General features: G+C 70.0%; 16 protein-coding genes and 3 pseudogenes. 9 read left to right on the top strand and 10 right to left on the bottom strand.

The window, feature by feature from the left end; translation table 11 throughout:
- Window positions 1-19 precede the first annotated feature (19 nt).
- Window positions 20-619, top strand: a complete 600-nt coding sequence (locus ACI2L3_RS11985; protein ID WP_404752215.1) for a DinB family protein — start codon at window positions 20-22, stop codon at window positions 617-619.
- Between the two features lie 72 nt (window positions 620-691).
- Here ACI2L3_RS11985 and murJ read toward each other — a convergent pair.
- Together murJ and ACI2L3_RS11975 are read right to left on the bottom strand one after the other, a co-directional pair.
- Window positions 692-2275 (bottom strand): annotated as a pseudogene (gene murJ / locus ACI2L3_RS11980) (murein biosynthesis integral membrane protein MurJ); the annotation flags it as partial.
- Between the two features lie 94 nt (window positions 2276-2369).
- Window positions 2370-3611 carry an MFS transporter gene (locus ACI2L3_RS11975; RefSeq protein WP_404752214.1) on the bottom strand — a complete coding sequence of 414 codons (1242 nt, stop codon included), beginning with the start codon at window positions 3609-3611 and terminating at the stop codon, window positions 2370-2372.
- Window positions 3612-3684: 73 nt separating this feature from the next.
- Between ACI2L3_RS11975 and ACI2L3_RS11970 the strand changes: the two genes are divergently transcribed.
- Together ACI2L3_RS11970 and ACI2L3_RS11965 are read left to right on the top strand one after the other, a co-directional pair.
- Window positions 3685-4443, top strand: a complete 759-nt coding sequence (locus ACI2L3_RS11970; RefSeq protein WP_404752213.1) for a DeoR/GlpR family DNA-binding transcription regulator — start codon at window positions 3685-3687, stop codon at window positions 4441-4443.
- Window positions 4444-4447: 4 nt separating this feature from the next.
- Window positions 4448-5137 (top strand): HAD family hydrolase, encoded by a 690-nt coding sequence (locus ACI2L3_RS11965; RefSeq protein ID WP_404752212.1) that lies wholly within the window; start codon window positions 4448-4450, stop codon window positions 5135-5137.
- Here ACI2L3_RS11965 and ACI2L3_RS11960 read toward each other — a convergent pair.
- Window positions 5127-5735 (bottom strand): TetR/AcrR family transcriptional regulator, encoded by a 609-nt coding sequence (locus ACI2L3_RS11960; RefSeq protein WP_404752211.1) that lies wholly within the window; start codon window positions 5733-5735, stop codon window positions 5127-5129. The genes ACI2L3_RS11965 and ACI2L3_RS11960 overlap by 11 nt on opposite strands.
- A 108-nt stretch (window positions 5736-5843) precedes the next feature.
- On the opposite strand from ACI2L3_RS11960, the gene ACI2L3_RS11955 reads away from it, so the two are divergent.
- The 3 genes from ACI2L3_RS11955 to ACI2L3_RS11945 all read left to right on the top strand — a co-directional run bounded on the left by ACI2L3_RS11955 (window position 5844) and on the right by ACI2L3_RS11945 (window position 8786).
- Complete coding sequence (locus ACI2L3_RS11955) at window positions 5844-7382, top strand: cytochrome P450 (RefSeq protein ID WP_404752210.1); 1539 nt, start codon at window positions 5844-5846, stop codon at window positions 7380-7382.
- Window positions 7383-7467: 85 nt separating this feature from the next.
- Window positions 7468-7776, top strand: a complete 309-nt coding sequence (locus tag ACI2L3_RS11950) for a hypothetical protein (RefSeq protein WP_404752209.1) — start codon at window positions 7468-7470, stop codon at window positions 7774-7776.
- The gene (locus tag ACI2L3_RS11945) at window positions 7773-8786 is read left to right on the top strand and encodes a glutathione S-transferase family protein (RefSeq protein ID WP_404752208.1); all 1014 of its coding nucleotides are present in this window, start codon (window positions 7773-7775) and stop codon (window positions 8784-8786) included. Before ACI2L3_RS11950 ends, ACI2L3_RS11945 begins: the two co-directional genes overlap by 4 nt.
- Window positions 8787-8830: 44 nt before the next feature.
- On the opposite strand, the gene ACI2L3_RS11940 is transcribed toward ACI2L3_RS11945, so the two are convergent.
- Window positions 8831-11044, bottom strand: a complete 2214-nt coding sequence (locus tag ACI2L3_RS11940; RefSeq protein WP_404752207.1) for a DUF262 domain-containing protein — start codon at window positions 11042-11044, stop codon at window positions 8831-8833.
- A 113-nt stretch (window positions 11045-11157) separates the two neighbouring features.
- Between ACI2L3_RS11940 and ACI2L3_RS11935 the strand changes: the two genes are divergently transcribed.
- Both ACI2L3_RS11935 and ACI2L3_RS11930 read left to right on the top strand, forming a co-directional pair.
- Window positions 11158-11748 (top strand): hypothetical protein, encoded by a 591-nt coding sequence (locus tag ACI2L3_RS11935; RefSeq protein ID WP_404752206.1) that lies wholly within the window; start codon window positions 11158-11160, stop codon window positions 11746-11748.
- A gap of 218 nt (window positions 11749-11966) precedes the next feature.
- Window positions 11967-12362, top strand: a complete 396-nt coding sequence (locus ACI2L3_RS11930; RefSeq protein WP_404752205.1) for a GNAT family N-acetyltransferase — start codon at window positions 11967-11969, stop codon at window positions 12360-12362.
- 116 nt (window positions 12363-12478) lie between these two features.
- Here the strand turns inward: ACI2L3_RS11930 and ACI2L3_RS11925 are convergent.
- From ACI2L3_RS11925 to ACI2L3_RS11900, 6 genes and pseudogenes are all read right to left on the bottom strand, one after another.
- Window positions 12479-12916, bottom strand: a pseudogene (locus tag ACI2L3_RS11925) (glutaredoxin domain-containing protein).
- Window positions 12917-13146: 230 nt separating this feature from the next.
- Window positions 13147-14301 (bottom strand): NAD(P)/FAD-dependent oxidoreductase, encoded by a 1155-nt coding sequence (locus ACI2L3_RS11920; RefSeq protein ID WP_404752204.1) that lies wholly within the window; start codon window positions 14299-14301, stop codon window positions 13147-13149.
- A 73-nt stretch (window positions 14302-14374) separates the two neighbouring features.
- Window positions 14375-14827, bottom strand: coding sequence for a hypothetical protein (locus tag ACI2L3_RS11915; RefSeq protein WP_404752203.1), 453 nt, complete (start codon window positions 14825-14827; stop codon window positions 14375-14377).
- On the bottom strand, window positions 14796-15125 hold the full coding sequence (locus ACI2L3_RS11910; protein ID WP_404752202.1) for a sigma factor: 330 nt from the start codon (window positions 15123-15125) through the stop codon (window positions 14796-14798). Before ACI2L3_RS11910 ends, ACI2L3_RS11915 begins: the two co-directional genes overlap by 32 nt.
- Before the next feature lie 141 nt (window positions 15126-15266).
- Window positions 15267-15974 carry a methyltransferase domain-containing protein gene (locus ACI2L3_RS11905; protein WP_404752201.1) on the bottom strand — a complete coding sequence of 236 codons (708 nt, stop codon included), beginning with the start codon at window positions 15972-15974 and terminating at the stop codon, window positions 15267-15269.
- Between the two features lie 227 nt (window positions 15975-16201).
- The gene (locus ACI2L3_RS11900) at window positions 16202-17107 is read right to left on the bottom strand and encodes a helix-turn-helix domain-containing protein (RefSeq protein ID WP_404752506.1); all 906 of its coding nucleotides are present in this window, start codon (window positions 17105-17107) and stop codon (window positions 16202-16204) included.
- A 118-nt stretch (window positions 17108-17225) separates the two neighbouring features.
- Between ACI2L3_RS11900 and ACI2L3_RS11895 the strand changes: the two are divergent.
- Window positions 17226-18007 (top strand): annotated as a pseudogene (locus tag ACI2L3_RS11895) (alpha/beta fold hydrolase).
- Window positions 18008-18024 lie beyond the last annotated feature (17 nt).

Raw genomic sequence — 18024 nt, 5'->3', positions numbered from 1 at the left:
GCGTGGAACACTGCCCGGCATGATCGAACCGAATCCGAAAGCGGACCTGCTCCGGTACCTGCAAGAGGCGCGTGACGCGCTGCTGTGGAAGCTCGACGGGCTCTCGGAATACGACATCCGACGCCCCCTGACCCACACGGGAGCGAACCTGTTGGGGCTGGTCAAGCATGTCGCCGGTGTGGAGCTGGGGTACTTCGGCGACACGTTCGGGCGGCCGTTCTTCGGCGAAGAGCCGCCGCCCTGGTGGTATACGGAGGACGCAGAACCCGAAGCTGACATGTGGGCCACCGCGGACGAGTCGCGCGAAGAGATCGTGGGGCTGTATCACCAGGCGTGGGAGCACTCCGACAGCACGATCGCGACGCTGACGCTTGATGCGATCGGTCACGTCCCGTGGTGGCCGGAGGAACGCCGGGAGGTGACACTGCACCACATCCTGGTGCGCATCATCTCCGAGACCCAGCGGCACGCCGGCCACGCCGACATCGTACGAGAGCTCATCGACGGTTCCGTCGGGTATCTGCAGGGCAAGGACAACATGGCACCAGGTGATCAGGCATGGTGGGAGAGCCACCGGAGCCGACTGGAGCGCGTGGCGCGGGCAGTCGGTGACGACTGACCTCGCCCTGCCACCGCCGCCCTGCCACCGCCGGCTTCACGAGCTCAGCGTGACAGTTGCCTCTGGTCGGAGTCACCGGCGCAGCAAGCGCAGCTCTCCTATCCTCAGCAGCCGGGCGAGCAGGACGTAGCCCACCACCATCGTCACACCGCCGGCGGCCAGGCCCAGGGCCGTTGCCGCCGTGCCGGTGAGTGAGGTCTCGCCGCCCGCGCGGGCGGCCGCCCAGCCGAGGGCTCCGGCCAGGGCGGAGGCCAGGGTCAACTTGCCGTAGGTGCGCGCCAGTCGGCGTCCGTCCAGGTAACCACCGAGGCGTCGGCGCATCAGCCGGGCGGTGAGGAGCAGCCCCACGGCGTACGAGAGCGTGTAGGCGGCGGCCATGCCGGTGACGGCCCAGCGCGCGGGCAGCAGCAGATGGCAGGCGGTGGCCAGGGCTATGTTGACGCCCGCCACCCAGACCGCCATCCAGAACGGGGTGCGGGTGTCCTCGTAGGCGTAGAAGCCGCGGAGAAGGAGGTACTGCGCGGAGAAGGGGATGAGGCCGAGGCCGAACGCCTGGAGCATGTGGCCGAGCGGTTCGGTGGCCGCGGCGTCGGACGCGCCGTGGGCGAAGAGCAGTTCGGCGGTCTGCGGTCCGAAGGCGAGGAAGAAGAAGCCGGCCGGGACGATCACCGTGCCGGTGACGCGCAGCGCGCGGGACAGTTCGCCGCGCAGGTCGGCGGTGCGGCCCTCCGCCGCAGCCTTGCTCATCCTGGGCAGCAGCGCGGTCACGAGGGAGACGGTGACGATGGACTGCGGCAGGAGCCAGATGGTCTGTGCGTACGAGTACGCCGTGTAGCCGACGCCGGCGTGCGGCAGGCGCTGGTCGGCGGCGTTGGCGTAGTTCGTGACGACGGTCAGCGCGACCTGGTTGGCGAGGACGAGCAGCAGTGTCCAGCGGGCGGCCCTGGCGCTCTTGCCCAGGCCGGTGCCGCGCCAGTCGAAGCGTGGCCGGAGGCGCAGGCCCGCGGCGCGCACGAACGGCACGAGCGCCAGGGCCTGCAGGGCGATGCCGCAGGTGGTGCCGATACCGAGGAGCCTGACCTGGGCGGCGGTGATGTCGCCGACGTCCTCGGGCACGGTCATCAGGCCCAGGTAGGCGCCGAACATGGCGACGAGCACGATGTTGTTCAGGACCGGGGTCCACATCATCGCCCCGAACTTCTCGCGGGCGTTCAGGACTTGGCCGAGCATGCCGAAGAGCCCGTAGAAGAAGATCTGCGGCAGCAGGAACCGCGCGAAGACCACGGTGAGCTGGAACGCCTCGTGGTTGGCGGCGTTGTCCCGCATGTAGAGGGCGACGATCTGCGGGGCCGCCCACACCGCGAGGGCCGTGCCGACGCCGAGCACACAGACGACCAGGGTGATGAGGCGCTGCTCGAAGGCGGTGCCTCCGTCGGCGTCGGTCGCCCGGGCGCGCACCAGCTGGGGCACCAGGACGGCGTTCAGCGCGCCGCCGATCAGCAGTGTGTAGAGGCTGGTGGGGACCGTATTGGCGGTGTTGTACGTGGTGGCCAGGAGACCGGTACCGAGGGCTGCGCCCTGGAGGACCTGCCGGATCAGACCCGTGGCGCGGGAGACCACGGTTCCGAAGGCCATGAGAAGCGAAGAGCGTGCGAGGGTCACCACGTCAGCGGCACCTCAAATCCGAATTCCATGCGCTTGATCGTCGCACGGGCCTCTGACAGCGAGACCGTGGCCCGCAGTTCGGGGATCACTTCGGGACGGGCTTCGCCGCCCCCTCCCGCTCCCGCCCCGCGCCCCGCTCGCTCCCCCGGTCCCGCAGGACGCCCGCCGTGCAGGCGGCGATCACGCAGAACGCCACCGGCAGGAAGAACGTGAGGTTGAGCGGCATGAGGTGGGTCAGCGGGCCGATGACCGCGGGGCCCGCGAGCATGCCGAGGTAGCCGAGGCCCGCCACGCGCGAGACGTTGGCCCCCGCCGCGTCGTGGTCCGCGTGGCCCGCGGCGCTGAAGAGCTGCGGGATGCAGCCGGAGAGCCCGGCGCCGAACACGGTCCAGCCGATCAGGGCCAGCGGGATCCAGGGAGCCAGGGCCGCCACTGTCAGGCCGAGCGCGGCCACGGTCGCGCCGTACCGGAGGATGGCCACCGGGCCGAACCGCGCGGCCACCCGGTCGGCGAGCAGACGGCCGACGGTCATGGCCGTGGCGAACGCTCCGTAGGCGAGCGCCGCGGTCGCGGCGGGTGCGTCGAGGACGTCGCGCAGGTGCAGCACACTCCAGTCGTTGGCCACGCCCTCGCAGAGCATGAGCATCAAGGCGAGCGCGGCGAGTGCCCAGATCCGTCGGGGCGTACGGCGCCGTGACGTGGCGGGCGCCTCTTGCGCCTCTTGCGCCTCTTGCGCCGATACGTGTCCGGGCGTCGGCACGCGGCTGGGCTCGGGTCGCAGCAGCGCGGGAGCGGACAGTACGGCGGCCGCGACGCCGAGCAGCGCCACCGCGCCGAGCGTCTCCGCCGGGCTCCAGTCCCAGCTGAGCGTGCGGGCGCCGACCAGGGCGGCGAGGACACCGCCGATGGAGAACGCGGCGTGGAAGGCGGACATGACGGGCCGTCGGTAGTTCCGTTCGACCTGTACGGCGTGCGCGTTCATGCTGACGTCCAGACAGCCGTTGCCGAACCCCAGCGCCAGCAGTGCCGCGCCCAGCGTCCACACGTTCGCGGCGAGCCCCGGCAGGACCAGTGCCGCCGCGCACAGGGCCGCGCTGACCGGTACGACGGTGCGGGCGCCGAGCCGGTCGGTGAGCGGGCCGACGATCTGCATGCCGGCGAACGCGCCCGCACCGAGCAGCAGCAGGAGCCAGCCGAGCACGGCGTGGCTGATCCCCGCGCGGTCCTCCACGGCGGGGATGTGGACGATCCACATGCCCATCAGGAAGCCGTTCAGCACGAAGTAGGCGAAGGTGGCCACTCGGCCGGCTCGCAGTGTTCTGTCCATGCCTTCGAACATAACGAACAAGAGCGATGTTCGGAAGCTTGATTATCGAACAGACAGCCTGTTTGATGTGTGCGTGGCCAGTACAGAGCGACTGAGACAGATCACCGATGCCGTGCGCGAGGCGGGGCGGATCGGCGTCGCGGAACTCGCCGGTCTCACCGGCGCCTCCGAGATGACCATCCGCCGCGACCTGGAGGCCCTGGCCGAGCAGGGCGTGCTCGAGCGCTACCGCGGTGGCGCCAGGAGTCTGCTGCTGCGCGGCGAGGAGCCGCCTTTCGCGCTGCGGGAGCAGGAGGGCCTGGCGGTAAAACGGCGCATCGCCGCCGCGGTGGCCGGGCTGATCGCCGACGGCGAGTCCGTCGTCCTGGACAGCGGCACGACCTGCCTGGAGGTCGCCCGCGCCCTGGAACACCGCCGCCTGACCGTGATGCCGCTGTCGCTGCACGCCGTGAACGCGCTCACGGGCGCGCCGGACGTGACGCTGCTGGTGCCCGGCGGCCGGCCCCGCCCCGGTGAACTGGCCCTCACCGGCCCGCTGACCACGGCGTCCCTGGCCGCGCTGCGCTTCGACACGGCCGTGATCGGCTGCTGCGGGCTGACCGCGGCGGACGGCCTGACCGCCTACGACCTGGACGACGCCGCGGTCAAGCGCGCCGCCATCGGCTCGTCCCGCCGCGTCATCGCCGTCGCGGACGCCGCCAAACTCTCCCGCACCGCCCTGGCCTTCGTCGCCCCCGCCACCAACCTGCACGCCGTCGTCACGGACGACGCGGCACCCGACGAGGAGACCGACGCGCTGGCCGCCGCGGGCATGACCGTACGAAAGGTATGAACCCATGAACCACAGCCCCCGCCCCACCGACCGGCCCGAGGCCGCCACTACCACCGCTGCTACCGCCACTGCCCCCGCACCCGCATCCTCCGTCGTGCTCTTCGACATGTTCGGCGTCATCGCGCACCACCAGTCCGAGGACGGCAAGAACCGGCTGGCCGCCATAGCAGGCGGGCCCGAAGGGGCATTCTGGGACGCCTACTGGGGGCTGCGCCGGCTGTACGACCGCGGGGACGTGACCGGCGCCGAGTACTGGGGGCAGGTGGCCGCCGCGCTCGGCACCGACTTCGACGACGCCCGGGTCGCGCGGCTCGTCGAGGCGGACCTCGCCAGCTGGAGCGCCGTCGACGGCACCATGGTGGCGCTCATCGAGGAGCTCACGGACGCGGGCCGGCCGGTCGCGCTGCTCTCCAACATCCCGGAGGAGTTGGCCGCCCACTACGAAGAGCGGCATTTGTGGCTCAAGCACTTCCAGGTGTGCGCCTTCTCCTGCCGCATCGGCCACGCCAAGCCCGAATCCGGCGCCTACCAGTGGTGCCTGGACGCCCTGGGCGCCCTGGGCGTCGAGCCGGGCCGTGTCCTCTTCGTCGACGACCGCGAGGAGAACATCCGCGCCGCCGAGGCCGTCGGCGTGCGCGGCCACCTCTTCACGTCCGCCGCCCGCCTGCGCGAGGTGCTCCGCCTCAGCGCGTGATCGCGCCCAGCAGCGCTTTGGCGCACAGATCCCGCACCTGTTCCCGCGTCAGGCCGGGCTCCTCCAGCCACTCCAGGCACACCGCCACCAGGAAGGCGAGCCAGCCCCGGACCGCGAGGCGCAGCGCGGGCAGGTCCTGGGTGATGTCCGCGCCGCCCGGGTCGGCGGCGAGGGCCGCGAGGATCTGCCGCTCCTGGGCCGCGAGGCCGTTGCGGTAGACCTCGCGGACCAGCGGGTCGCCCGCGGCCTCGGCCCGGTGGAAGGCGCGGAAGCCCTGTGCGTGACTCTCCACGTAGCCGAGGAACGCGTCGAGGCCGGCGCTGATCTGCTCGTGCACCGGCAGCCCGGGAACGGCCGCCGTCAGGCGCAGCATGCGCTCGCTCTCCCGGTGCACGACGGCGGCGAAGAAGTCCCGTTTGGTCGGGAAGTAGTGGTACAGGAGCCCCCGCGAGACGCCGGCGATCTCGGCGACCCGCTCGATCCACACGTCGTCGTAGGGCTTCTGCGCGAAGAGCCGCGCCCCGACCGAGAGCAGCTGCTCACGCCGCTCCTCGGTGCTCAGCCTGCGGCGTGTGCGCTCCTGGGGATTCGCGGCCATGCGGGCACCTTACTTGACGCGAATTCAATAGCGGCACCAGACTGGGATCCGTTGTTGAATCCACGTACAACAGGCCCAACGGGCCCGTCGGACAAGGGAGATGGGCGCATGGCGCAGACGACGCGGTCCGCGGCGGCGGACAGTCCTGAAGGACGGCCCGTACCCGCCACTCCCCCGGAGGGATCCACACCCGCCACTCCCCCGAAGGGGTTCCGCAGCGCCGAGCTCGGCTGGCCCGAGCTGCACCGCATCCCGCACCCGCCGCGCCGCCTGCCGCTGCTCGGCGACATCCTGGGGGCGAACGTCCGCACGCCGCTGCAGGACTCGATGAAGCTCGCCCGCAGGCTGGGCCCCATCTTCCGGCGCAAGGCCTTCGGCAAGGAGTTCGTCTTCGTGTGGGGCGCCGAGCTCGCCGCGGACATGGCGGACGAGTCGAGGTTCGCCAAGCACGTGGGCCTCGGCGTGGCCAACCTCCGCCCGGTGGCGGGCGACGGGCTCTTCACGGCGTACAACCACGAGCCCAACTGGCAGCTCGCGCACGACATACTCGCGCCGGGGTTCAGCCGCGAGGCGATGGCGGGCTACCACCCGCTGATGCTGGACGTGGCGCGGCAGCTGACGGCCCGCTGGGACGAACGGGAGACGGCGGGGCGGGCGGTGGACGTGCCGGGCGACATGACGAAGCTGACGCTGGAGACGATCGCCCGCACCGGTTTCGGGCACGACTTCGGCTCCTTCGAACGGTCGGCGCCGCACCCGTTCGTGTCGGCGATGGTGGGCACGCTCTCCTTCGCCCAGCGCCGCAACGTGGTTCCACCCCTGCTGAGCCCGCTGGTGCTGCGCGGCGCCGACCGGCGCAACGACGCGGACATGGCCTACCTCAACCGCACGGTCGACGCGGTGATCGCGGCTCGCCGCGCCGGGACCGGGCCGGGCGGTCGGGGCGGGCAGGGCGGTCAGGGCGATCTGCTCGACCGCATGCTGGAGGTCGCCCACCCGGAGACCGGGGAGCGGCTCACTCCGGAGAACATCCGCCGCCAGGTCATCACGTTCCTGGTCGCCGGGCACGAGACGACGTCCGGCGCGCTGTCGTTCGCGCTGCACTACTTGTCACGCTCCCCGGAAGTGCTCGCCCGCGCGCGGGCCGAGGCCGACGAGGTCTGGGGCGCCGAGGAGGAGCCCGCGTACGAACAGGTGGCCAAGCTGCGGTACGTGCGCCGGGTGCTCGACGAGTCGCTGCGGCTGTGGCCGACCGCTCCGGGGTTCGCCCGCGAGGCCCGCGACGACACCGTGCTCGGGGGCGTCCATCCGATGCGCCGCGGCGCGTGGGCGCTGGTCCTCGCGACGATGCTGCACCGCGATCCGGCGGCCTGGGGTGAGCGTCCCGAGGAGTTCGACCCCGACCGGTTCGCCCCTTCGGCCGTACACGGCCGGCCCGCCCACGTCTTCAAACCGTTCGGCACCGGAGCGCGCGCCTGTATCGGACGTCAGTTCGCGCTGCACGAAGCGACCTTGGTGCTCGGCCTGCTGCTGCGCCGCTACGACCTGCACGCCGACCCGGCCTACCGACTGCGCGTCGCCGAGCGTCTCACCCTCATGCCCGACGGCCTCACCCTGCGGCTCACGCGCCGCGCCCGGGCCGCGTAGGGCGCCATTGTCAGACCCGTGCGCGAGAGTGGAGTTGGCATCCCACGATGCCGACCACGCATCCAGCGCAGAGGAGTCGCTCGACATGACCGGCACGACGTCCGAGGAACTGCTCGCCGCCCAGGCCTGCTTGCGCCTGCTGCACACGGCGCGCGCCACGCTCTCCGACTCCGCGTCGGTCTCCCCCGTGGCCGCGGCGACGCTGCTCGCGGGACCGATGGCGGAGGCCGACGAGGCGCTGCGCCGCGCGGGTCTCGCGGGCAACGAAGCGATGCTGCTCGACCGGATCTACGACCTCGCGCCGCCCCCGCGAGCCGCCGATCCGGCCCGCCGTCCGGCTGCTGAGCGGACCCCGATGCCCCGTTCCCGCACACGAGAAGGGAGCCAGTCGTGAGCGCCGAGGAGGGCAACGCCTCGTACGGGCACAAGGAGTTCAAGCGTTCCAAGAGCCACTTCGCCGACCGCGTCACCGCGGACGGCAGGGACGGCTGGCCCGTGGAGGCGGGCCGTTACCGCCTGGTGGTGAGCCGGGCCTGCCCCTGGGCCGGCCGGGCGCTCATCGCCCGCCGGCTGCTCGGCCTGGAGAGCGCGCTCTCCCTGGCCGTCACCGACCCGATCCAGGACGACCGGAGCTGGCGGTTCACGCTGGATCCGGACGACCGCGACCCGGTCCTCGGCATCCGCTTCCTCAGTGAGGCGTACGAGGCCCGGGAGAGCGGGTATCCCGGCGGCGTCAGCGTCCCCGCGATCGTGGACGTACCGAGCGGCAAGCTCGTCACGAACGACTTCCAGCAGATCACGCTGGACTTCGCCACGGAGTGGACGGCCCTGCACCGCGAGGGAGCCCCGGACCTGTATCCCGAGCCGCTCCGCGACGAGATCGACACCGTCATGGAGGGCATCTACCGCGACGTCAACAACGGCGTGTACCGCTCCGGTTTCGCCCCGGACCAGTCCACGTACGAAACCGCGTGCCGCGACGTGTTCCGCCGTCTGGAGCTCACCTCCGAGCGCCTGGCGAGCCGCCGCTATCTCGTCGGCGACACGATCACCGAGGCGGACATCCGGCTGTTCAGCACGCTGGTGCGGTTCGACGCGGTCTACCACGGCCACTTCAAGTGCAACCGCTGGAAGCTGGCCGAGGACCCGGTACTGTGGGCGTACGCGCGCGATCTGTTCCAGACCCCCGGCTTCGGCGACACCATCGACTTCGACCACATCAAGCGGCACTACTACGAAGTGCACACAGGCATCAACCCGACCGGCATCGTGCCGCTGGGCCCGGACCTCTCCGGCTGGCTGACACCGCACCACCGGGAGCAGCTGGACGGCCGCCCCTTCGGCGACGGCACGCCTCCGGGGCCCGCGCCCGCCGGGGAGGAGGTGCCGACGGGCCGCCCTTGATTCCGCCCCGGTGGCCGAAGCGGCGCCCTACATCACGGCGATGGCTACAGGGCGCCGGAGGCCACAGCGCGATCACGCAGGGTTCGCAGACTGATACGTGCCCCTGTCTGCTCTTCGATGTGCCATTCGCTCATGCCTTGGCAGGTCTTCGTACCACGGGCGACAGCACCGGCTTCGTCGACCCGGCCGTAGGGCGTGCCACCGGTCGCGGTGAGGACGATGCCACCGTCTTCATCGATGGTGGCCCAGTGATCCGTGGAACGGTAGGTGAGCACGATCCGTGTACCGCCCGAGAGGATCTTGGCCGCGACCATGCGGGCGACGTCGGTACGACGGCGCCTGGCAGCCGGCCTGCGCCGCGCCGCGGGCGCGGACGTCCGGGCCGACGGCGCGTCGGCGCCGCCCTGCTTACCGGGCAGGGCGGTCGGCAAGCCCAGGCGCTCAGGATTCCAGATGTGTTCGAACAGGCACAGATACAGCTCCTGGCGGGTTTGGACGACGGAGGTCATCGTCTCCCGGGGGCCGAACGGCCTGAGGATCTTGCCGAGCTTGTGGGTTCTGATGAACTCTCGCAGCAGCGGGTTCCGCTGGTCGTAGCCGGGGGCGATGATGCCCAGCAGGACGTTGCTGCGGGCGTAGTAGCCGGCCTTCTCGTTCAGGGGCAGGTCGTTGATGCTGGAGTTCTCGCGCCCCATGAGCAGGCCCAGACCGCCCAGTTGGTTGCGGCGGCTGCGGAAGACGACGGGATCGGGGATGTCCTCCTTCACGCGGTGATGGTGGTTGGCCCACAAGTGCTCGATGTGGAACCGGTCCCGGTCCAGGTAGGCGAGCACGTCGTGGGGTCGCTGGCAGGCGTCCTCTACGTAGGCGGTCGCCCGGGCCAGCAGGTAACGGATCTGATGGGCGTTGTTGCCGCGCAGCCCGAGCGTGACCGCGTCGCGTATCACGCCTGCTTCCTGGGTGATGAGGTCGCCGAGCGCGGCTGCGACATCGGCGACGGTGCGGCACCCGCGCAGAAGGGGGACGAGCGTCTCGTGGGCCAGGGCGTCAGCGTCGGCCGACTGCACGGGCAGGTCCTGAAGGACCCTCAGGGCATACCAGCGGTCCATGTAGTCGGCGACGAGGCGACCCTTGTCCTTGGCGTCGGACGGCTGGTCGTCGGGGTCGATGGCGGCGAGGATGGCGACTGCCTGGCAGGCGAGTCCGTTGTGTTCATTGAAGAGGACCGCCTCGAGACGGTCGCCACCCGTCTTGAGCCCGCGGCCGGCGGCGAGGAAGGGCCTGTACAGCCTGGCCGTCTTCAGCAGGTCCTGCACGAAGTGCAGGAAGTTGGCGGGGCGTTCGGGCACCAGTTTCAGATGCTCGGCATGCTGCCTGACCCAGACGTTGAGATTGTTGTCGATCTGCGCGCGGTCCTCGGCGAGACCCTCGCGTGCGTAACGGGCCAGCAGGAGTGCCTTGATGAAGCGGGAGGCCGCTGTGGAGTCCTCCCGGTCGGTCACCAGTTCCCGCAGCATGTCGTGCCATTGGGTGTTCAGCTGGTCTTCGTTCTCACCGACGTGGGAGAGCAGGTGGCTCTTGAGGAGATCCACGGCGGTGAGGCGGGCGCCGCGGTCGTTCATCGTCTCGAACATCCGGTAGCCATGGTCGGGGCTGGCCGCGCGGATCCCGACCAGGACGACCCGGTCCAGCAGCCACTCGGTGAACCGGTGGAGACTCTCCGCGTCGAGCTCTTCCGCGAGTTGGGCCTCGATCTGCTGACTGCGCGCCCACAGGTTGCGGCGGGAGAGGGAATCCCCCACGCCAGTCTCGTAACGGCGGGCCTGGCTCACCGCTCGCAGGACTGGCTCGTGATCGGTGATCCCGAGCGAGAAGTGCTCGCCGTCGGTCGTGATGACCCGGTTGAGCCGGTCGACGGCCCGGGAGTCCGCGCGCTCCTGCGCCGCCAGGCGCAGTTGCAGGAAGAGCAGGTGCAGCGTGACGAACCGCTGCTGCCCGTCGACGAGGTAACGCCGGTTCTTGGAGGGCTCGTAGTAGACGAACGGCCCCAGGAAGTACTGCGGTGCGGTGTACGGCCGACGCAGGTAGGAAGGGTTGGCCGACCAGTTCCTGAACGATCCGCACAGATCCCGCAGCAGCATGCGGACTTCACCCTCGCCCCAGGTGTAGTCGCGCTGGTAGTAGTCGATCTCATAGGTCACGTCACGGAACAGTTCCTTGAGGCAGAAGCCCTGAGACCTGATCTCGTCCGACCCCATGACACCACTCCCCACCTGCCCGGCGTATGGCCTTATGCTCCCAGCTGCCCCTGGCGGCCGTACAGACAGCGTGCGACTCGCCCGGGGAACACATCGTCGGCGGAGGCCGAACCATGCAGAACCGGAAGCGGCTTTGGCTCCGCGCGGCCGCCCCCGTGCCCATCTTGGCCATGGCCCTGACCGCCTGCACGGGAGTCGACGGGGAGAGCGACAGCAAGCCCGAGGGTCCCGCCAGCAAGGCTGGCTATCGCCACCTGAGTGCCGGCGACAGCGTCACCGCGACCTTCGAGGAGGCCGATGGAGAGATCACGTATACCGCCATAGCGCAGAAGGTGACTGTCGGAACGAAGGCGGACGCCGCCCTCGCGCTCCATCCGGAGCAGGTCAAGGGCTTCGTCACTGTCGTTGCGCACGTGAAATACACGAGCCGGGGCGGCGTCGTTGTGAACTCCTATCCGGATGTCGGCGACGTCGTCGAGATCTACGCGGACGGCGCTCCCGGTGCCAACCTGGGAGACGCCCAGGATGACGCCCCTGGTTGCGAGAAGGACATGGACATCGTGAACTGGGAGCCTGGACGAAGCCATGTCATATGCCAGACATACATGGTCCCCAAGGAAGCCGAAGAGATCGCCGTGCACTGGGCGCCCAAGGAGGGCGAGCCTCGATATGTCTGGACGTTCAAGAACCCGGCAGGGATGTAGATCACCTGAGGCCACCAGGCTGTGGAGCGGGGCGGCGAGCACCACGGCCGGCCCCCTTTCTCAGGCGCTCAAGGACCGCCGGGGGTCGTGCCGCGCCTCGAACGCGACCTCGATGCCGTCACCGCCGGCCTCACGCAGCCCTGCAACTTTTCCGCAAGCGAGTTCTCCTCGCTCCGTAATCTGATTGCTGAACCTGGCCCGGACCTTACGGTTGAGAAGTGACGATCGAGTACGAGTGGCGGGCCGACTTCGACAACGCCGCCCTCAACGCGCTGCACGCTGACGGCTTCGGTCACCCGGTTGCTCGGACTGACTGGCGAGAACGACTTGAACGCCACAGTCTCGGCTGGGTCTGCGCATGGGAAGACGGCTCGCTGATCGGCTTCGTCAACGTGGCCTGGGACGGTGGGGTTCACGCCTTCATCCTGGACACGGTGGTCGCCCAGCATCGCAAGCGGAGCAGTGTTGGTAGCACGCTGGTCGCAACTGCGGCTCGCGAAGCTCGTGCCGCCAAGTGCGAGTGGTTCCACGTCGACTTCGAGGAACACCTTCGTTCGTTCTACTTCGACGCCTGCGGCTTCAAGGAGACGACGGCCGGACTGATCGCGCTGTAGCACGAGCACGGTGAGTCAGCCATGACGACGTGGGCCCGCCCGGCCCCGCCGCTTCGGCAGCTGCGGATCGCCGCGACGCTCGTGCGGGTGCCTCTTCGGTAGAGCGTGACTTCTGATCACGCGGAAGGGAAGAGCTGTTCGCCGACCCATAGAGGTTCCGGATTGATGTGTGGCTGGCCCGCTACGACGACGGTCGGCACGGTTTCGTTGCCGTCGTTGGACGCCCTCACTGCCGCGGCTGCTGCCGGGTCTCGTTAGATGTTGACCCAGTGCAGCCGGCGGGCGTTGTGCCCCAGTCGGATGCGCAGTCGTATGCAGTACTTGCAACCCGGCCGCCAGAAGACGACCGGCCGGCCGTCGACCGCGCTGCGGCGTTGTGCCTCCTGCGCGCCGATCGACCTCGGGAAGATCAGGGGCGAGTGCACGCAGGCGAGGGTCAAGAACGCCGACAGGAGCACCGCGGCTGTGCCGGGGCTGCCCTCGAAGGTCAGTCCGGCTGCGACGGCTGAGCCGCAGAGAGCAAGCAGTGTCGGCAGGATCCAAGCGCGCATCATGGTGACGCAGGCTATCGAGGAGTCGACATACTCCTCGAGCCAGGCGGAGCTTCTGATGTGGCAGTCTCCACGCGCAGGGCGTGCGCGGTCCTGCCGCACGTGGCGGGCGGAGCGCCACCTGCGCAACGGGGCCGCCGCCACGCCGCAGCCCCGATCGCACGGGCACGCTTACCGCTGCCCTGGGCGGGTTTCTCTGTCAGCCCTGCTCAACAGGGGCCGCCATCCTCTCGTTACGAGGCAAGAACGGGAGCTCGATGTGGACGCGGTCGGCGGCGGCGAGGATCTTCGGGGCGTCGTCGACCGGTGGATGAATGTGGTGGTTGATCCGTTTCTTGACCTCCGCGCCGTCGGCGCCCGAGGCCATCACCCTGCGGTCCCAGCCCCGGGTGAAGACCGCACCGGCGCCTCCCAGGTCCAGGCAGGTGACGTAGGGGCCGGGCGTGAAGTCGCGCAGCGGCACGTCGAGCAAATCGGCCGCCGCGTTGTACCCGGCCATAGCCGAGGGGGGTGGCGTGTTGGCAGGACTGCATAACCGTGTGCTCGGCGTCGAATGCCGCCGCGGCCGTGTCTCCGGCGACGAACACGTCGGGCAGGGCGCGCAGCCGCCGGTCCACCGGCACCCGGCCCAGGGAGTCGAGCTCGTCGGAGATCTGCCGGGTGAGGTCACTGGCCTCGATCCCCGCGCACCAGACGACAGCGTCCGCCTCGACCCTGGCGCCGCCGGAGAGGACGGCGTATCCGTCACCGACCTCCGTCACCGTTGTCCCGAGGCGGGTTTCCACGCCCAACTCCTCCAGCGCCGCCTCGATCTCCCGGCGTGGCCCCGGACCGAGCTGGTCCGCGACCACTTCCGACCGGTCCACCAGCAGCACCCGACCCCGGGCGGCCAGTGCGGTCGCGGCCTCCAGGCCAACGAACCCGGCGCCGACCACCACGGCACGATAGTTGTCCCGTTCACGCAGGTGGTCGGTGAGCCGCCGGGCCCCGTCCAGGGTGTCGATATTGAAGAGCCGTTCGGCCTCGGGCAGGCTTCGGGGCCGAACGAGCTTGCTGCCCGCCGCCAGCACCAGCCGGTCGTAACCGATCTCCTCGCCGTCGGCCACCACCACGCGGCGGCCGGTCTCGATCGTGCTCACCGAAGCCCGCAGATGCCCGACGCCGATCGGCTCCAGGATTCTCCTGAGTTCCACCTTGGCCAGATCCGGCTCCGGCTCGTACAGGCGCGGCCGCAGCACCAGGTGCTCGTTCGGCGCTATGAGCGTGATGCGCAGGTCCGCATCCGCATCCGTATCCGTATCCACACCCGCATCCCCGCGCGCCAGTGATGCTCCCGCCGCGCTCCACACACCCGCGAAACCGCCTCCGACGATCACAACGTGCGCCATCGTGTCTGCCTCTCTTTCCGACTCCGCCCCCTCCGGGCATCGGAGGAGGCGACAGGGAGACAAGACGGCAGGCTCAGACGTGACCAAGACCGGCGAGCTTCTCAGGATTGACCAGCCGCCTGTACGTCGTGGTCCGCCCAGCGGCGATCTCAACGGTGTCGAGCCAGACCAGTTCGCCGCCGCGGTAAGTGGCCAGCGTCGGCCGCCCGTTCACCTCGATGATCCGGAACGCGTCGGGGCACCTGATCTGGACCTGCCGGATCATCAGCAGGGCAATCGCCTCCGCGCCGTGCACCGGCCTGCGCGCGGCCGTCGTCTTGCCGCCGCCATCGCCGACATAGACGGCCCCGGGGTGCAGGAGCTCGACGAGCCCGGCGACGTCCCCCGCATCGGCGGCCGCCTTGAACGCCTCAAGCACACGTTTGGCCTCGGCCCGGGAGGCGCCGGGCGGATCCTCGGCCCCGGCGACCCGCGCTCGCGCCCGAGAGGCGAGCTTACGGCTGGCAGCGGACGTGTTGCCGAGCACCTCGGCCGAAGCGTCGGGCCCGGTCAGCAGTGGTTCGGGCAGCCAGGGCCCGACATAGGTTTCGTGCCGTACCCGCGCGGATTTTCAATACGTTGTAGGACATCCGGGCGGCCAAAGTCACCAGCCAGGCCCGCAAATCCCGCACCTCGGACAGGTCGGCGCCGGCGGCGCGCAACCAGACCTCCTGCGCCACGTCCTCGGCCTCGACCACAGAGCCGAGGATCCGGTAGGCCGCCCCGAATACCGCAGGGCGATGCGTTTCCCAGTCCGCCTCCGCCAACATGCCAGTCAGCACCATTCGCGGCCTCCAGCCGCCTCGGCACCGTCATCGGCCGTCAACTCTAGACAGAACCGATCTGCTGGCTGAGCGGAACGGCCCCCGAGCGGAACGGCCGACCCGGAGCGGCCGTACAAGGTTCGGCTCCAACAGCCGAACAGGTCAGCGCTGCCGGTCAGCGGTCACGAGCAGCGTGACCGCCGCTCGCGGCCCGTTGGACCTCGCTGGAAGCCTGTCAACGGCGATGTTGGTGAATCCGGCCTCGTCGAGGGCTTTCACCCATACCTGCTCTTGGAGGACCCAGCGACGCAGCGAGGCCGTCTCGCCCTCGGGGGTTTTCGCGGGGACGTCGGCTGCCACCAAGTCCGGTTGCGGCGCAGCGCCGTTCGCGTAATGGGCCAAGGTGGAGAAGACCAGTCGCCCGCCCGGCTTCAGCGCGGCGGCTGCTGCCGGCAGCAGCTCGCGCGGATCAGTGAAATCGACGGCTCCGAACACGCTGTACAGCACGTCGTAGCCGCTCTTCGTCGCCTTCGCCCCCTTCGCCGCCTGGAGGTGGGGCACGGCGTCGGACGATGCGATACGCAGGCGTGGGGCGAGGTGGCCGAACAAGTCGGTGGCCATCTCGTACTGTGCGGGAGAGGCATCGACGGCGACGATTACGGCGGGCTCGTGGTGGACGGCTAGATGTGCGGCATGCCGGGCGGCTCCGGCACCGAGGTCACCGACCACTCGTCCCGTCAGATCCCCCAGCACTTCGCAGCCGGGGCCGCCGTCCTGACTCCAGGCCCAGTGGAAGGCATCGGGGACAGCGCGGTCGCGCTCGGCGCGGGTGCGGCCGTAGTGGTGCCAGAGGTCTGCCGTGGCTGTCATCCGCACCAGCTTGGCGGGTGCGGGCCGGCGTCGGGATGGTTTCGGTCGACCTCACCCGGCCGTGTGCCATGGCCATGCCCCGGCGGGCGTCGGTCGGGGCATGGCTCTGTCGCTGGTTGAACCCCACCGAGAAGACCCAGTAGGGCCTCCCGACGGACGAAGCAGAGGCCGCCTCCTTGCTGGGCAACGGCGCAGACAGGATCGTCGGCGGCCCGAAGAAGTACCTGCTACGGCACTTCAACGCGATGCGCGACTTCTACCGGGGTGCGTCGCAACGGCACCTCCTCGTCGTGCTCTGGTGGGACTGACCCGGGCCGTCTCGCCGTCTGCCACGCACCCGGGCGCATGCCTGTCGCCTTGCGGAAGAACACCGAGAAGTTCGACGCGTCGGGGAAGCCGAGCGTGGCGGCGCAGCGAGCCGCGGTGAGGTGGTCGTGTGCGAGGAGTCGTTTGGCCTCCAGGACGATCCGGTCGACGATGTACGCCTTCGCGGTGCGGCCGGTGACCTGCTGCACGGCTCGTGAAAGGGTGCGGGGCGCGTATCCCAAGGTACGGGCGTAGTAGCCGACGGCGTGGTGCTCCCGGAAGTGCGCTTCGACGCTGGAGCGGAACAGCAGGAACACCGGGTGGGTGGACCGTGCTTGGGCGTGCGGTGGCCGCAGCCGGGCGATGAGCGCGGAGAGCAGGATCTGGGGCAGCTCCGTCGGGGCGTTCTCGGGTGGGGCGGACGCCTCCAGGAGGAGATGGTCGCGCGCCGTTTCGACGAAGGGCCAGTCGGCGTCGGAGACGCTCCAGTGCGCGACGAGGTCCGGGGACGCGACGAGTTCCCGGGTGGCGTGGGTGACCGGTGCGGTCGGCACGAAGAGCACGAGGTGTCCCGCCACATCGGCGATGTCGTCCCACCGGTGCACCGCGCCGGGTGGAATCCATACCGCGGACCGCTCTTTGAGCGGGTGTTGGAGGAAGTCCACCGTGACCGTGCCTCGCCCGGCGTCGACGACGGCGAGGACATGGAAGTCGGCACGTTGTGTGCCGCCGTCGTTCAGCTCGCGGAGGCGGTCGAACGTCATCGTCTCGACTGCGGCGGCGCCGTGCCCCGAGGGCTGATAGGTCATCTGCCGGATCACGCTCACGCTCACGAGTCCATTTTTCACCATCAGGGGACCAGTCGCGCCGATGCCCTGCCCCGGTACGGAGAGTTCGATGAACACAAGGGGCAATCGCCCAGCACGCCGACCGGAAGAGCTCACTGTGAACATGACGCAGCAGACGCACCTGCCCGCTTACGATCACCGGCCCGGGACCGGGCCGACCCTTGTGTTCCTGCACTACTGGGGTGGTTCCGCCCGCACCTGGGAGCTCGTCGTCGACCGTCTCACCGGCCGTGACACGCTCACAGTCGACTTCCGCGGATGGAGCCGGTCGAGCGGTCTGCCCGGCCCCTACACGCTCGGTCAACTCGCCGACGACACGCTCGCCGTGCTGACCGACGCGGGGTCACCGACTACGTCCTGGTGGGGCACTCGATGGGCGGCAAGGTCGCACAGCTGGTCGCGGCCACCAGGCCCGCCGGCCTGCGCGGCATCGTCCTGGTCGGCTCCGGTCCGGCGAAGCCCGCCGCACAGATCACCGCCGAGTACCGGGAAGCTCTTTCCCACGCCTACGACTCCACCGAGTCCGTCGCCGGGGCACGGGACCACATCCTCACCGCGACCGAGTTGCCCGCGTCGGTCAAGGCACAGATCGTGACCGACTCGCGGACCGTCGCCGAAGCCGCCCGCACCGAGTGGCCGCTGCGCGGCATCGCTCAGGACATCACCGAACACACGCGCATGGTCGACGTTCCCGCCCTCGTGGTCGCCGGAGAGAACGATCAGGTCGAGCCTGTCGATGTGCTCCGTCGCAACCTGGTGCCCTATCTCTCCCGAGCCGACTTCATGGTGATCCCGCACACCGGTCACCTGATCCCGCTGGAGGCTCCGACCGACCTCGCCGACGCCCTCACGGCCTTCGCCTTCGCGTCAACAGCCTGACTATCCGCGGCTAGACG

Source organism: Streptomyces sp. NPDC029674 (assembly GCF_044903205.1).
In the GTDB taxonomy this organism is placed as follows: domain Bacteria; phylum Actinomycetota; class Actinomycetes; order Streptomycetales; family Streptomycetaceae; genus Streptomyces.
Note: the sequence above shows the minus strand (reverse complement) of the source record. Positions and strands in the feature narration are given on the sequence as shown.

Coding starts and splice junctions, on each gene's coding strand:
- ACI2L3_RS11985 (WP_404752215.1), top strand. CDS start 20: ATGATCGAACCGAATCCGAAAGCGGACCTGCTCCGGTACCTGCAAGAG.
- ACI2L3_RS11975 (WP_404752214.1), bottom strand. CDS start 3,611: ATGGACAGAACACTGCGAGCCGGCCGAGTGGCCACCTTCGCCTACTTC.
- ACI2L3_RS11965 (WP_404752212.1), top strand. CDS start 4,448: ATGAACCACAGCCCCCGCCCCACCGACCGGCCCGAGGCCGCCACTACC.
- ACI2L3_RS11960 (WP_404752211.1), bottom strand. CDS start 5,735: ATGGCCGCGAATCCCCAGGAGCGCACACGCCGCAGGCTGAGCACCGAG.
- ACI2L3_RS11955 (WP_404752210.1), top strand. CDS start 5,844: ATGGCGCAGACGACGCGGTCCGCGGCGGCGGACAGTCCTGAAGGACGG.
- ACI2L3_RS11950 (WP_404752209.1), top strand. CDS start 7,468: ATGACCGGCACGACGTCCGAGGAACTGCTCGCCGCCCAGGCCTGCTTG.
- ACI2L3_RS11940 (WP_404752207.1), bottom strand. CDS start 11,044: ATGGGGTCGGACGAGATCAGGTCTCAGGGCTTCTGCCTCAAGGAACTG.
- ACI2L3_RS11935 (WP_404752206.1), top strand. CDS start 11,158: ATGCAGAACCGGAAGCGGCTTTGGCTCCGCGCGGCCGCCCCCGTGCCC.
- ACI2L3_RS11920 (WP_404752204.1), bottom strand. CDS start 14,301: ATGGCGCACGTTGTGATCGTCGGAGGCGGTTTCGCGGGTGTGTGGAGC.
- ACI2L3_RS11910 (WP_404752202.1), bottom strand. CDS start 15,125: ATGGTGCTGACTGGCATGTTGGCGGAGGCGGACTGGGAAACGCATCGC.
- ACI2L3_RS11905 (WP_404752201.1), bottom strand. CDS start 15,974: ATGACAGCCACGGCAGACCTCTGGCACCACTACGGCCGCACCCGCGCC.